Source organism: Methanococcoides sp. LMO-2 (genome assembly GCF_038432375.1).
In the GTDB taxonomy this organism is placed as follows: domain Archaea; phylum Halobacteriota; class Methanosarcinia; order Methanosarcinales; family Methanosarcinaceae; genus Methanococcoides; species Methanococcoides cohabitans.
Genome location: NZ_JBCAUS010000003.1, coordinates 80,627 through 94,113, shown reverse-complemented (window position 1 = coordinate 94,113; position 13,487 = coordinate 80,627). Strand labels below are relative to the sequence as shown.

The window sequence follows — 13,487 nt, the reverse complement described above, 5'->3', positions numbered from 1 at the left end:
TCAGTTATTCTGCCTCTGGCTAAACCGAAGGTCTGGAAAAAAGGAATTAAGGTCAGTGGTAAGTTCTGTTATTTCAAAAGCGAATTCGGGTGGATTCGACCACTTCTTATCATGTGGTCAACGATCACCAGTGCCATCATGGCCTCTGCAACAGGAACCATTCTCGGGGGGATGGTCGGGTCGTGACGCCCCTGTATGGTGATATCAGTATCCTTCATCTCCTTCAGGTTCACTGTTTGCTGTGGTTTTGAGATGGATGGTGTTGGCTTTACAGAAGTGCGGCAAACTATGGGCATGCCTGTGGAAAGTCCGCCAAGTATTCCTCCTGCATTATTGGTACTGGTCACTACCTTCTCACCCTCCATGAAGAACGGGTCGTTCATCTGGCTGCCTTTTAGATGGGATGCCTCAAAACCTGCACCTATCTCTACAGCCTTGACCGCACCGATCCCCATCATGGCTTTTGCGATATCGGCATCCAGTTTGTCAAATACCGGTTCCCCGATACCTGCAGGAACGCCGGTTGCAATGATCTCCACCATGCCGCCGATGCTTTCATGCTCTTCGCGTGCTGCTTCGACCTCCTTGAGCATCTTCTCTGCTGCTTCAAGGTCCGCGCACCTTACCGGTGTCTTTTCCAGATTCTCTTTGATCATATCGAGTGGCAATGGTTTTGCACATACTGTTCCAAGGGCTATAACATGAGCAACGACGTCGATACCATATTTGGCCAGTATCTCTTTTGCGATAGCTCCGGCAGCCACCCTGCCTATGGTCTCGCGGGCTGATGAGCGCCCGCCACCGCGGTAGTCTCGGATGCCGTATTTTTCTGTGTATGGGTAATCTGCATGCCCTGGTCTTGCAACGTCCTTGATATTGTCGTAGGAACTTGATCGTGCATCCTTGTTCCATACCATCATAGAAATTGGTGTTCCGGTTGTCTTTCCTTCGAAAATACCTGAAAGGATTTCCACGCTGTCCGATTCGGAGCGGGGGGTGGAAACCTGGCTCTGTCCCGGGCGCCTCCTGTCCAGCTCTTTCTGGATCATCTGTGGTTCGAGAGGAAGTCCTGCAGGAACTCCGTCTACTGTGACTCCCAATGCTTTTCCATGTGATTCTCCCCAGGTTGTGATCCTGAACGAGTGTCCAAAGGTATTTCCGGGCATGTTAATCTAATTCCATTTGATGTTATTTTATTTTTGTTCCCCGAATGGGTCGATGTGAACCAATACTTCGCTCACGTCTTTCAGCTTTTCTTTGAGATTATCAATGACCCGATGTGAGATCGCATGAGCTTCGTAAACGGTCATGTCAGGTTCTACCATGATGTGAAGGTCGATATGTATATCACCTTTACACCCTCTGGTCCTTATCTTATGGCAGTCACGAACTCCCTCTACCTCGTAGGCCAGTGAGCAGATGACATCCTCCTCGAGCTGGGCTGCATCGCACAATGTGTTGGAACTTTTCATTATTATCTTGAGACCGGCCTTGACGATAACAGCTGCTATTACCAGTGATATCAGTGGGTCTATTATTGGGAATCCAGCTTCGATAGCTACCAGTGCCACGAGCACTGAAAGTGATACAAAGATGTCACTTCTGGTATGGATGGAATCGGCCAGAAGTATCTCGCTGTTAAGCTGCTCCCCTTTCCTTCGCTCATATTCGGTAACGAGAAGATTAATGGCCATTGTGCCTATCATTACAATAAAGCTCATGCCGGTTACAGTGGGCTGTATGTCGGATGTGAACCTTGTAATGGAATTGTGTATGATCTCGAATCCGACAAAGATTATTAGCACTGCAATGATAATGGATGCAAGGGTCTCGAACTTCTGATGCCCGTAAGGATGGCTTCTGTCAGGAGGTTTTGCTGCCACAAAGATGGCAATAATGCCGACGATGTTGGATATGCCATCAAAAAGGGAATGGTAACCGTCGGATTTCATGCTGAGCGTGTCTGTGAGTGTACCATAGACTATCTTCGCAAAAGCTACCATCAGGTTAAGGAATAATATGATTACCAGTATCTGCTGTATCTTTTTCGAGCGTTCATCCATGGTTATCCTTCTATCAATATCTTTGACGGGTAATATAAAGTTATGTTGAAATTAACATCTTTGCAAATAATTATATCTCCTATTGTTATTAACAATTAACAACATACAGATGATTGGCAAATTACCTATATATTCATAAATGGAATTCCAATGAGGTTTTATTAATGGTAAAGATCGCAGTTACAGGTAAAGGGGGTGTTGGCAAGACCACCCTGTCCGGAACTCTGGCAAGATTGCTTGCAAGGGACGGTTATGAGGTGCTTGCAATTGATGCTGATTCGGACATGAACCTTGCATCTTCATTGGGTATAGCTGAACCACCACGCCCGCTCACGGAGTATAAGGAGATGATCGATGAGCGTGCCGGTGAGGTTGGTGGCATGTTCAAGTACAACCCGAAGGTGGATGATATTGTAGACAAGTTCGGTGTTGTGGGTCCGGATGGTGTTAAGATGCTGGTGATGGGCACGGTGGAGCGTGGGGGTAGCGGTTGCATGTGTCCTGCTTCTGCATTCTTGAGAGCACTTCTTCGCCATGTGGTGCTGAAGGACAGCAGTGCACTTATCATGGACATGGAGGCCGGTATCGAACACCTTGGCCGTGGAACGACCCGTGGTATCGATCTTATGATCATCGTGGTGGAGCCCGGAATGCGGTCCATTGAAACTGCCGGACGTATCAAGGAACTCGCAGGCGGCATTGGTGTAAAGAACCTTGCTGCGGTGGTCAACAAGGGAACTTCTGCTGATGTCAAACCGAAACTCGCAGAACTTGGCATTACGGTACTTGGCGAGATCCCGTTCTCGCCTGACCTTATGAATGCTGATTTTGAAGGCAAGTCCCCGATCGATTCAGGAACTGAAAGCATTACTGCATTTGTGGAGATCAAGGATAAGATGCTTGAGATGATCGAGAGCTTCAGCAAGGATGAAGAGAACTGAATACTCGCAGGTCGAACCGTTCACCACAAAGGACGGCTCGACAATACGTGAATTGATGCATCCAAATAACATTGGTAGCCAAAAGCAGAGTCTTGCGGAGGCAACCGTCCCTGTAGGGTGCAAAACACTTGAGCATCGACATCATGAGGTAGAGGAGATCTACCATATAACTGCCGGGACGGGCCTTATGACACTGGGGAATGATGTGTTCGAGGTTAGTGCCGGTGACACCATATTGATCGATCCGGGTGTCGGACATAAGATCGAGAACACCGGTGAAGGTGAACTGAAGATCTTATGCTGTTGTTCACCTGCATATTCTCATGAGGATACTGAACTTCTGGAATGATCAGGTCTTCAAGCCTTTTTCCATTTCATATTCATTTTCTAGGAATGGCTATTCCTTTATTGTTAACTTTTGTCTGCATCCTTAATAAACTATATATTGAATAGGCGTTTTTCAAATACATTGTTCGACACAATACTAACGATTATCCGGGGCAAAAGTAGTGAGATCCACAGGAAATATCATGGAAAGGTTGCAAAAGACCGAAAAGGCTGAAAGGTTCAGGCTGGCTCTCCAGCTCGTGGGCCTTGCGATCTTTATCTATTTTGGTTCCCAGTCAACTTTCTATGTTGTACTGCTTTCCATCCCTGTAGCCCTGCTGCTTGGTCCTGTCTACTGCGGCTGGATGTGCCCGAGGGGTATGTTCCAGAATGTCATTGGCTCCATGGGGAAAAGGGTCCTTGGTACCAGATATAATAAACTAGTTCCAAAAAGGCTTCATAAGCCGTTTTCATATTTCCGCTATGTTGTATTGCTCTTCCTGCTGATTGCCATGATGCTGCATGAGCTTCGGATCATTGATGATGCTATCATGGAATCAGTGGTCATAGATGGATTGATCGTCATAATGGTGGTCTCGATCCTCCTGTCCTTTTTCGTGGACCGGGCTGCATGCAGGTACTTCTGTAAGGAAGGGGCAGCAGCTTCATTGACAAATCTTGTGAAGATCAGGAAGATCAGGCGTGACCCTTCGCTCTGTAATTCCTGTGGTATATGTGACAGGGTATGTCCCATGTGGATAGATGTTTCCAGGAAGGATGTTGTCCGGGACACGGCCTGTATCAGCTGCATGAAGTGCGTTCAGAAGTGTCCTGTGGATGCACTCCGGGTGGAATAAATTGAAAAACTAAATGAAGATACGATTTTAATAAATTCAAAAAAGTGTTGATCAGGTATGGCCCGATCATGCCTCGATACAGTTTTCCCACAGGCCGTGGATGTTGCAGTATCCAAGAGCGCAGAATGCTGTGTATTCACCAATGTTCTCCAGCTTGAACCAGCAGTCAGGCTTTGTGTTCCCTGGGCTGAAGTTCACCCTGCCGAGGTTAACGACCTCGCCACCATCTTTCCTGCCATAGAGCTCTACCCATGCAATGTGGTGCTCAACGGTATTTGGATGTGCAGTCTCTTTACCTACGATTACCCTAACAAGGTCCGCATCTGATCCTCCATGTCCTTTGAGGATCTCGATAGTAGGTACATGTTTCTCCTTCATTGTGCTTTCTGCTTCAATGTCCTTTCCTTTGACTAACTCTCCAAAGTTCAAAATATTCACTCCTTTTGTTTTTTATTTTTAATAGTTATCATTGGTTGCGATATATGCTTGTTGTGGTTGTTACGGAACCGCTGTTTATTCTGGTTTACATGGGTCCAGCGGTTAATTGGGAAGAAATAGGATACTACCACCGAGCTCTTTAAGAATGATACACCTGGCGTGGTATATTAAGAGGAATATTTCTTAAAGAACTCATTAAATAGAATATCTGTTTTTTTATTTAAATTTGTACATTTCAAAAAATCAGGTGCAATATATCAATGACTGGTACTTTGGTATAAATTAATGTATTGATCAATGGGTTTGAGCCATTAGAGGTTTTAATTCCGGACGGGGGTTAAGCACTCGAATTTAAAACTCCTCTATGGCTCTCAGGATTTATCAAAAAGAAGAAGTTCACTTTCTGATCTCTCCGGGAATGAAAGGAAGTGGTGAAGTTGCAGCGCGATATCATATATCATTGTCATGATTCACACGAGACGCACGATCATCCATTCGGCCCACACTGTAAACATGATTATAATCGCACATATGGAGCTGTCTACCAGGTTTTGTTTGTTGATTTTGATGTTTTCCATGATATTTCCCTCCTTGATTTAGTATATCATTTGTTCAATCATATCAATACCTTGACCATATTTTGCTTAATTGTGGTCATGGTTCGTTGAAGTTAATGCAACTTTCATCATCTGGGGATAATATTAACAAATATATAAAAATAATATAAAGTATGGCTATAAATATTTTATTTTTACTTATTGTCTCTATGGTGGTCATATCCGGATGTATTAGCATGTCTGGATGTGTTGATATTACAGAAGAATCCCCATCTGACTTCGTTAAGCAGTTTTTTGATCTTCAAACAAAGAACAATGATCAGGGGTGCTATGATCTGATGTCTGAAGATTACCAAAACGAGCATGATCTTAGTGTTTTCAGGAATCAACTAAGGATCGAAGGTAAAAGTTCTGCCAATTATCAATTATTTAAAGTCATCAATGAAACTGAAGTGATTGCTGATGAATATGCAATAGTATGGATTTATGTTATAGGGGAGTCAAACATGTCAGCTTTCCATGAGTCCGGATCAAATGGATCTGGATTTAACCAGAACCTTCTGGAAATCCGGGAAATTGAATTGTTCAAAGAGCAAACCGGATGGAAACTTAAAAAGGTTTACCCGGAACTGGTGATCAATAAGGCAAATTACTCGGTGTTCTATTTTAGTTGATTTTTTGAGGTCTGCTTTCAAGTCCCGTTTATGGACAACTCACAAAAAATACAATATCACCGGCAGCAGTATCACTCCCATTGCATGTGACTTCCTGATCTTCATGAACGATGCTGACATGCCAAGGGGAATCGCGATCACAAATATCAGCAGGCCAAAGAAACCGGTGAACAGCAGACTCATCAATGCGAGTCCAAGAAGCACGCTGATGCAGATCATTGAATAATCGAGCCTTGCAAGCATCTTGTGAATGTTATTTCCTATGGCTATTGTTGAGAAATAAGATAGCAGTGCCGTGATGGCAATTACCAGAAGGAACAGGATGATATCCTGGGCCGTGAGGCTCGCGACCTGCAGGAGCTCTTCCACGGCTACCATGGCTCCGCTCCTTGTTTTCCCGATCACTGCCAGGGCGAACAGGCCGAAGATCGCGTTGGCGGTGTTGACCCCTGATACTGATACGATGAACTCCTTTGAGCTCTCGATGGTCTCATCCCGGTAGAACTCGTCATCATCGTAGCGGTAGTATCCTTCGTTTTCATCATTTTCATTATCGTCTTCAGATTCAGATGCGCTTTCATTTTCCCTATGCCTAATGTTCTTCTTCCTTTCAAAATCGCTTTTGATGAATAATCTCGCGAGTACTGCAGCGATGGATGAGGAAATCCCCGGAAGCCATGCAACGATGGAACCGGCTGCACTGCTTGTGATCACTCCTCTTACTATTCTTTTTGCAGGAAGGTCCATTTTCGAATACCTCTGGGGTGGGATGTGAGAATCGGAGAGCAGGCTGATGAGCAATTGTGATGCTCCGAAAAGACCGCTGAGAAGCGGGAGGAGTATTGACGGGGATCCGAAGTCGATCAATGGGTTCATTGAGGCCTCCATCCTGAAGGCGAACATCCCGAGGATTCCGGTGAGGATAAAGAGAATTAGAGCGTAGGCCTTGTACCTGTATTTTACCAGCGAGCCCTGGTTTATGACGTATTCTCCTTTCTCGCTCAGGATCAGGGCTATGGAGATCAGCAGAAGGAACAATCCCAGGTAGTTCTGGAGTATCGGGTAGATACTGCTGAAAGCAAATGCGAGGGGAACTGCGATAATTAGGGAGAATGCAACCGATCCTGCACTTCCTAGGGCTGAGAGGCGTATGGCCTCTGATCCGCGTCCCTCGAGCAGCAGCCGGTGTCCGGGGAGGACTGCCAGTGCCATGTCGTCGTTGGGCGCTCCCAGATAGACAGCTGGGATTATGTCATGAAAGGTATGTGACAGGGAGTTTGCCAGGATCGCTATAGCTATGTATGCTGGCGGTATTCCGCTGTCCATTAGCATGGGGGAGAGTGCCACCAGCATCAGGGCAAAGTTGTTCGTATGGATTCCGGGGATAAGTCCTGAGATTATTCCCAGTGCATATCCGATGAGCACCGACAGCAGCAGCATCGGGATGGTTATGTCGGAGGGCATTTGAGTTCCTTATGAATTTCGTTTTTCAGGATATTTCAGCTTCCTGTAGCATGTGGATCGAAGCTGTTTGCAATTGTCTGTATAATTCGATATAATAATTTCCAGTTTTTATAGTGCTCAAAATATTTTAGGAAATCAATTCTTTAGCTATCAATTCCTTCCTTTTTCTGATCCTTTGGCTTTTAGTCGGAATCCTCTGTTTCTTCTCTTCCCCTCCTCTTCTTCCCATCATACAACAAATATTTATGCAATTGACGATATTTAGAAATTATACAATAAATATCGTCATATCATGGGAAATATATGCTTAACAAAAGTACGGCATTCAGGGAAGTGCAGAAGTTCAGGCAATTCTGGGTAAGTTCACTGGTACTTATCCCTGCAGTTGTAACACTCTATGGGGCATACAAACAGCTGTTTCTGGGTCAGCCTTTTGGAAACAACCCGGCATCGGATACCACTATGGTCATCCTGACAATCATCTTTGGTTTCCTGTTCCCTTTATTCATCTTTTCCATGAAAATGGTGACCGAGGTACGCAGTGACGGTGTTTATGTTCGTTTTTTCCCATTCCATTTGTCCTTTAAAAAATTCGGATATGCGGATATTGCCAGCTATAGGTCGGTTCACTACAGTGCTCTTAGGGACTACGGTGGCTGGGGTGTACGCTATGGCAGAAACGGTAAGGCTTACAACATAAGCGGCAACGATGGGATCAGGCTGGAATTCAGGAATGGGAAGCATCTGCTCATCGGCTCACAAAGGACACATGAGTTCCTGCTTGCGCTGGAACAAAGTGCCAGAACTGCCTGAAAAGACAGTCCGGCTATTAAAAAATAGACTTTTTGATCTGTTGTTTGTTCGTTTATCTGTTGCTGGTTGCTTGTTCTTTTCAGAAAAGCTGTTCCACACATTCCTCGAGATCACGGTATGCACGGGTCTCTTTGATGTTCTGTGGCCCTGTGGCAAAAGATTCCAGCATTGAGCGATAGTACCATTCCTGGTCTTCCTTTGGTGCATTGAACTTGTCCCAGAACCCTTCTCCTTCCATTCTTATATCGCAGATGAGATCCCTGATATTGGCAAGCTTGTCTGCACATGAGAGCAGTTTGATCTCGCTGTTTGCCCTGGCCATCTTTCTGATTGTGTATTCCTTCCGGTCTTTCCAGTTCTGTGCCTTATCCTCGTTTGCAGCCTGCCTGAACTCTTCAGGTTCTGTAACAGCATCCACGTAATCCGCGATATTCTGGTTATATCTTCTTTCTATTGTTTCAATATCAACATCGGTATCTTCAACGAGGTCGTGGAGCAATCCTGCAAGAACAAGTTCATGTGATGCATTCTCTTTGAGAAGGATGGATGCCACGTCCATTGGATGTGTTATATATGGGGTACCTGATTTCCTTGTATCGTTCTTGTGTTCCCGGTTGGCGAACGCAAATGCATCAGCAAGATCCGGCAGTTCCTTCTCCTTTTTTTCTCCGTATTTTTCCTGAAGGTCAAGTAACTGTATCCTGTAGTTTGCCAGTCTTACATGTTCATAGACTGTGATCTTTCCGTCGATCTCTGTCAAGAACATCCTGTAATCATCGCTGTGCCAGATCTTTCTGGAAGGCTCATCGGACAGGAAATCCAGATAGGCGAAAAGTTCTGGTGTCTCTATTGGTTCGGGAGCACTACCTGAATAGATGGTTATTCCGTTTCCTTTTTTTTCAGTTTTATCACAATACTGGCTGATCAGTTCGCGTATATTCATAATGAGGACTCCATATTGATTAAGATGATCTTTATTGTAGTGGACGATATTCCTGTTCAATGGATAAAGGTTTCGTATAGATAGGGTCGGATTGCGTCGAATCAAAAAAAGTAGGATTTTTTCAGCTCATTCTGTTCTTTACTATCCATGAGGTAGCAACGACCCAGTTGTCAAGAATACTGTTGTACTCGTTTAGAATCTCATCTGCCGGCATCGCAACATTCATGTCAAGCATTTGGGGTAGTTCCTTCATAATAGAAAAAGCAGCTTTACGTCCGGCATTTTCCGGGATGAGTTCCCATGATATCTCATCAATGATGTGGAGAACAGATGCAGTTGCAGCTACAATTGCAGGGTTCCGTGACACTTTGCGAAGTTCCTCTGTGAAGCGGGTTTTTTTGTTCTCCCCCTCAAGAGTCGATGCCACTTTCCAGTATTGTGCTTCATCCACGCCGAAGCGGTCCAGTCTAACAAGCATATCACGCTGGGTGATTGGTGTGATCTCTGATTGTATTCCCACGGCATTCGTTACCGCTTCAAGTACACAGTTTCCGATAAGTTCTCCGAGCTTTGAATGTTTCCCGGCATCTGTAAGCTTCATCGGACTTGTTGCATCCGTAACAACAGATATCATGTCTGTTCCTGTACCTGTTGCCAGTCCATTTGAATATCGGCTGGGTGCCATAAGCTGCTGCAATGCAGCACTCTTTGCCTCGGTGGCTGTTATAATAGCTCTTGACATGGCATATTCGGGAAGGTCCGCTCCTATCAAGAGAATGATATTTACGGTTCCACCCACGGGTTCGAACCTTTCGTCTTCCTGATAGTACGATGCAGGGTCTCCGGCGCGTCCTCCATTGATCTCTACTCCGGCTGTAACGATCGCAGTGACCTCAAGTGCCCTGAATGAATCGGAAACGATTTTCGCATTTTCCATATTTGCGGTAGTGAGCATTCCTGAAGCCTTTTCAGGGGTAAGCTGAAGCCTGTCTGCAACTATCCGAAGGTATTCCGGAACACTTCCCCCTTCAAGATCTCCGGCAGCATAGCTTCGGTGTGGAATTTTGTGATTGAATACAGCTTCCATATCCTCATGGTATCCTCCGTTGAGCCATGAGGTTGTGAGGGTCTTTCTTCCTTCGGGAAGCTTTACGACCAGAGAGCTGTCCTGAACATATGCAAGCTCCCCGGAAGAGGTTTCAAAAAGTATCTTTCGTTCCGTCTGACCACTACCTTTTGTTATACTTATTTCAGTGTCTGCTAATATCTTTTCTTAATTGATAACATTTACTGAAATAATATAAACGCATATTTCGTTTAAAGGATATATATCGCCTCAGTACTCATAGGGTTCATCATTTCTCAGAACGGTTGATCATCACAGGCGATATTATATCAGCATTTCATCTCATTGCATATTCTCATGGCGGCATCAGCAGGTGAATCTGAGTTGTAGATACTGCGGCCTACGATCACCCAGTCAGCACCGGCATTGATCACATCGGCAGCACTGCCACCCTGGGCACCTACGCCAGGTGAGATTATGTGCAGGTCATCTCCGATGATCTTGCGGATGTCCCTTACCCTTTCAGGTCTTGTGGCAGGCGCGACAACACCTGTAGCTCCGGCATCTGCAGCCATTTGTGCAATTGTCTCTGCAACAGGGCGGAAGAACTCCACGCCACCGGGGTGGCTCATTTCTGTTACAACGTAGACATCCCTGTCATATTCCTCTGCCACCTTAACACAGGAATCCAGGCTGTCACGACCCGTGAAGCCGTGTGTTATGATAGCATCTGCTCCGGCGTTGAAAACATGTTCGCAGATCAGGCGGTCGGTATTTGGTATGTCGGCCACCTTGAAATCTGCAATAACAGGTGCAAGTTCAGCTAATTCTTTAACGATGCCCAGCCCTTCTCCAAGTACGAGTGGATATCCGACTTTGATGGAATCCACATATTCGGATACTTCATTTGCAATACGAAGGGCATTTTCCCTGTCCGTCACGTCGAGGGCAAGTATAAGGCAGTTCTTCTTTTCCATGGTGCATCTCCTGTATCCGTTTCCCGGAACAAGTGTTAGTAGTACTGACGGTTTCAATGCTCCCTTAGCTCATTAACTTTTCTTTTGAGCTCCTCGACAACAGCAGGGTTCTGGAGGGTCGTAATGTCTCCAACTTCCGTGTCATTGGTAATGGCTTTCAGGACACGTCTCATGATCTTCCCGCTTCTTGTCTTTGGAAGATCGTCCGTGAAGATGATCTGCTTCGGGCGGGCTATGGGTCCGATCTCTTCCACTACATGCTCCTTTAGTTCCTGCTTGAGTTCATCACTGGCTTTTGCATCTGCTTCCAGTATGACATAGGCCACAACGACTTCTCCCTTGATCTCATCAGTTTTTCCATCAACAGCAGCTTCTGCAACTGCCTTATGTGATACAAGTGAACTTTCGATCTCCATGGTGCCGAGTCTGTGTCCGGAAACCTTGATCACATCGTCCAGACGTCCGAGTACCCAGAAGTAACCGTCCTTGTCCCTTCGTGCACCATCTCCTGCAAGGTAGCGGTCCGTACCCCACTTGCTCCAGTAGGTGTCCAGGAACCTCTGTTCATCACCGTTTATCGTCCTGATCATGCTTGGCCACGGTCTCTCAATGGCAAGAGAACCACCATTACCTTCAGGAACCTCATTACCGTCATCATCAAGCACAGATGCCTTGATTCCCGGGAATGGTCTGGTTGCAGTACCCGGTTTCATGGTGGTGAGTCCGGGTAGCGGACTTATCATGATCATACCTGTCTCGGTCTGCCACCATGTATCCACGATTGGGCAGTGGGAATTGCCGATGACCTCATAGTACCATAACCATGCCTTCGGGTTGATAGGTTCACCAACGCTTCCAAGCAGGCGCAGGGAGGACAGATCATACTTTGCAGGGATGTCATCTCCCCATTTCATGAATGTCCGTATTGCAGTAGGTGCTGTGTAGAAGATAGTAACACCGTATTTTTCCACGATGTCCCAGAACCTGCCTTTGTCAGGGTAGTCAGGTGCACCTTCATGCATTACAATGGTCGCACCATTGGAGAGTGGACCGTATACAAGGTAGGAATGTCCTGTGATCCATCCAACATCGGCAGTACACCAGTAGATATCATCATCTTTCAGGTCGAATATCCATTTTGAAGTTACATTTGTACCTACCATATATCCGCCGGTGGTATGGACAACTCCCTTTGGCTTTCCGGTTGTGCCGCTTGTGTACATCAGGAAAAGTATGTCCTCTGCATCCATGTGTTCGGGTTCACATTCCGAATCTACATTGTGGATCAGTTCGTCCCACCAGATGTCCCTGTCCTCTTTCATGGCGATGGCATTGGCAGCATGGTTGGTTACGATCACCTTCTCCACACAATTACAATTTTCAAGACCGATGTCTGCCTTTTCTTTTTGCTCAATGAGTTTTCCTTTGTGGAAGTATCCATCACATGTGATGAGATAATGGCTATTAGAATCGTTCATACGTTGTGCAAGGGCATCTGCAGAGAACCCTGCAAAGACAACACTGTGGGGTGCACCGATCCTGGAACATGCAAGCATGGATATTACTGCTTCGGGTATCATTGGAAGGTATATTGTTACAACATCACCCTTCTTAATTCCCATTTCCTTTAGTGCAGCAGCAAATCGAGCGGTAGCGTCCAGAAGTTCCCTGTACGTATAGGTTGCTGAATTCTCCATTTCACCTTCCCATATCAGGGCTGTTTTGTCACCATGTTTTGAGATATGGCGGTCAAGACAGTTGTAGGAGGCATTCAGTTTTGCACCGCTGAACCACTTTGCATGAGGTGGTTGCCAGTCAAGGACTGTATCCCACTTTTTAAACCAGTCTATATTGTAGGCAAGCTCTTCCCAGAATCCCTCTAAGTCCTCTTCTGCCTTCTCATATATCTGAGGATCTTTCATGTTAGCATTTCTGACAAATTCTTCCGGTGGATAGTACTTTTTCTGTTCTTTGAGCAATGATTCAATTGTTTCTGTCATTCACAAGCCCCACTATGTTTTAAGATCGGTTGACAATTATAATGATTAATCAGGTAAATATGTAGTGGTCAAATACCTTATCTTTATAGCACATGATCCCCCTTTTGTTGAAATTCATTTCAAACAGTACACTTTTGTTTTGTGTTCTGAGGTTTATGTTATTTATGGGTCAAAAGGGTCCAGGTGGGAAGAATGAGGGTTGATGTGTCCAGGAACTTGCCTGGTGACTTCTTTTACCAGGTGAGGGGAAGCGCAGGCAAGAGTATTAATGGGGATCACCCGGCGGGGAGTGGTGGTACGTATGAAAAGCCTGCGCTCTAATTAAAAGACTGTCTTAATTACATAAATACATAATTATTAATCATGA

13 protein-coding genes are annotated in these 13,487 nt (G+C 45.5%); 5 read left to right on the top strand and 8 right to left on the bottom strand.

Annotated elements, in window-relative coordinates:
* Positions 1-68: 68 nt before the first annotated feature.
* Together aroC and WOA13_RS05610 are read right to left on the bottom strand one after the other, a co-directional pair.
* The gene (gene aroC / locus WOA13_RS05615) at positions 69-1,166 is read right to left on the bottom strand and encodes a chorismate synthase (protein WP_342126973.1); all 1,098 of its coding nucleotides are present in this window, start codon (positions 1,164-1,166) and stop codon (positions 69-71) included.
* Positions 1,167-1,193: 27 nt separating this feature from the next.
* Positions 1,194-2,063 carry a cation diffusion facilitator family transporter gene (locus WOA13_RS05610; RefSeq protein WP_342126972.1) on the bottom strand — a complete coding sequence of 290 codons (870 nt, stop codon included), beginning with the start codon at positions 2,061-2,063 and terminating at the stop codon, positions 1,194-1,196.
* A 164-nt stretch (positions 2,064-2,227) separates the two neighbouring features.
* Between WOA13_RS05610 and WOA13_RS05605 the strand changes: the two genes are divergently transcribed.
* From WOA13_RS05605 to WOA13_RS05595, 3 genes are all read left to right on the top strand, one after another.
* Positions 2,228-3,004: an ATP-binding protein gene (locus WOA13_RS05605; protein ID WP_342126971.1), complete on the top strand. Its 777-nt coding sequence runs from the start codon at positions 2,228-2,230 to the stop codon at positions 3,002-3,004.
* A complete protein-coding gene (locus WOA13_RS05600) occupies positions 2,991-3,353 on the top strand; it encodes a cupin domain-containing protein (protein WP_342126970.1) in 363 nt (120 codons plus the stop codon). Before WOA13_RS05605 ends, WOA13_RS05600 begins: the two co-directional genes overlap by 14 nt.
* Positions 3,354-3,513: 160 nt before the next feature.
* A complete protein-coding gene (locus WOA13_RS05595; RefSeq protein ID WP_342126969.1) occupies positions 3,514-4,188 on the top strand; it encodes a 4Fe-4S binding protein in 675 nt (224 codons plus the stop codon).
* Between the two features lie 66 nt (positions 4,189-4,254).
* Here WOA13_RS05595 and WOA13_RS05590 read toward each other — a convergent pair whose 3' ends face one another.
* On the bottom strand, positions 4,255-4,626 hold the full coding sequence (locus tag WOA13_RS05590; RefSeq protein ID WP_419095408.1) for a class II SORL domain-containing protein: 372 nt from the start codon (positions 4,624-4,626) through the stop codon (positions 4,255-4,257).
* A 730-nt stretch (positions 4,627-5,356) separates the two neighbouring features.
* Here WOA13_RS05590 and WOA13_RS05585 point away from each other — a divergent pair.
* Positions 5,357-5,857, top strand: a complete 501-nt coding sequence (locus WOA13_RS05585; RefSeq protein ID WP_342126967.1) for a hypothetical protein — start codon at positions 5,357-5,359, stop codon at positions 5,855-5,857.
* A 39-nt stretch (positions 5,858-5,896) separates the two neighbouring features.
* On the opposite strand, the gene WOA13_RS05580 is transcribed toward WOA13_RS05585, so the two are convergent.
* Positions 5,897-7,321 (bottom strand): tripartite tricarboxylate transporter permease, encoded by a 1,425-nt coding sequence (locus tag WOA13_RS05580; RefSeq protein WP_342126966.1) that lies wholly within the window; start codon positions 7,319-7,321, stop codon positions 5,897-5,899.
* A 303-nt stretch (positions 7,322-7,624) separates the two neighbouring features.
* On the opposite strand from WOA13_RS05580, the gene WOA13_RS05575 reads away from it, so the two are divergent.
* Positions 7,625-8,134, top strand: coding sequence for a DUF6141 family protein (locus WOA13_RS05575; protein WP_342126965.1), 510 nt, complete (start codon positions 7,625-7,627; stop codon positions 8,132-8,134).
* Positions 8,135-8,213: 79 nt separating this feature from the next.
* Here WOA13_RS05575 and WOA13_RS05570 read toward each other — a convergent pair whose 3' ends face one another.
* The 4 genes from WOA13_RS05570 to acs all read right to left on the bottom strand — a co-directional run bounded on the left by WOA13_RS05570 (position 8,214) and on the right by acs (position 13,120).
* Positions 8,214-9,077 (bottom strand): HD domain-containing protein, encoded by an 864-nt coding sequence (locus tag WOA13_RS05570; protein ID WP_342126964.1) that lies wholly within the window; start codon positions 9,075-9,077, stop codon positions 8,214-8,216.
* Between the two features lie 121 nt (positions 9,078-9,198).
* Positions 9,199-10,236, bottom strand: coding sequence for an adenosylcobinamide amidohydrolase (locus tag WOA13_RS05565; RefSeq protein ID WP_342127174.1), 1,038 nt, complete (start codon positions 10,234-10,236; stop codon positions 9,199-9,201).
* Positions 10,237-10,472: 236 nt separating this feature from the next.
* Positions 10,473-11,120: an orotidine-5'-phosphate decarboxylase gene (gene pyrF, locus WOA13_RS05560; protein ID WP_342127173.1), complete on the bottom strand. Its 648-nt coding sequence runs from the start codon at positions 11,118-11,120 to the stop codon at positions 10,473-10,475.
* Positions 11,121-11,173: 53 nt separating this feature from the next.
* On the bottom strand, positions 11,174-13,120 hold the full coding sequence (gene acs / locus WOA13_RS05555) for an acetate--CoA ligase (protein ID WP_342126963.1): 1,947 nt from the start codon (positions 13,118-13,120) through the stop codon (positions 11,174-11,176).
* Positions 13,121-13,487 lie beyond the last annotated feature (367 nt).

Bases quoted from the DNA above. Each gene is read 5' to 3' on its own strand.
- aroC (WP_342126973.1), bottom strand. From the start codon at position 1,166: ATGCCCGGAAATACCTTTGGACACTCGTTCAGGATCACAACCTGGGGA.
- WOA13_RS05610 (WP_342126972.1), bottom strand. From the start codon at position 2,063: ATGGATGAACGCTCGAAAAAGATACAGCAGATACTGGTAATCATATTA.
- WOA13_RS05605 (WP_342126971.1), top strand. From the start codon at position 2,228: ATGGTAAAGATCGCAGTTACAGGTAAAGGGGGTGTTGGCAAGACCACC.
- WOA13_RS05600 (WP_342126970.1), top strand. From the start codon at position 2,991: ATGAAGAGAACTGAATACTCGCAGGTCGAACCGTTCACCACAAAGGAC.
- WOA13_RS05585 (WP_342126967.1), top strand. From the start codon at position 5,357: ATGGCTATAAATATTTTATTTTTACTTATTGTCTCTATGGTGGTCATA.
- WOA13_RS05580 (WP_342126966.1), bottom strand. From the start codon at position 7,321: ATGCCCTCCGACATAACCATCCCGATGCTGCTGCTGTCGGTGCTCATC.
- WOA13_RS05575 (WP_342126965.1), top strand. From the start codon at position 7,625: ATGCTTAACAAAAGTACGGCATTCAGGGAAGTGCAGAAGTTCAGGCAA.
- WOA13_RS05570 (WP_342126964.1), bottom strand. From the start codon at position 9,077: ATGAATATACGCGAACTGATCAGCCAGTATTGTGATAAAACTGAAAAA.
- pyrF (WP_342127173.1), bottom strand. From the start codon at position 11,120: ATGGAAAAGAAGAACTGCCTTATACTTGCCCTCGACGTGACGGACAGG.
- acs (WP_342126963.1), bottom strand. From the start codon at position 13,120: ATGACAGAAACAATTGAATCATTGCTCAAAGAACAGAAAAAGTACTAT.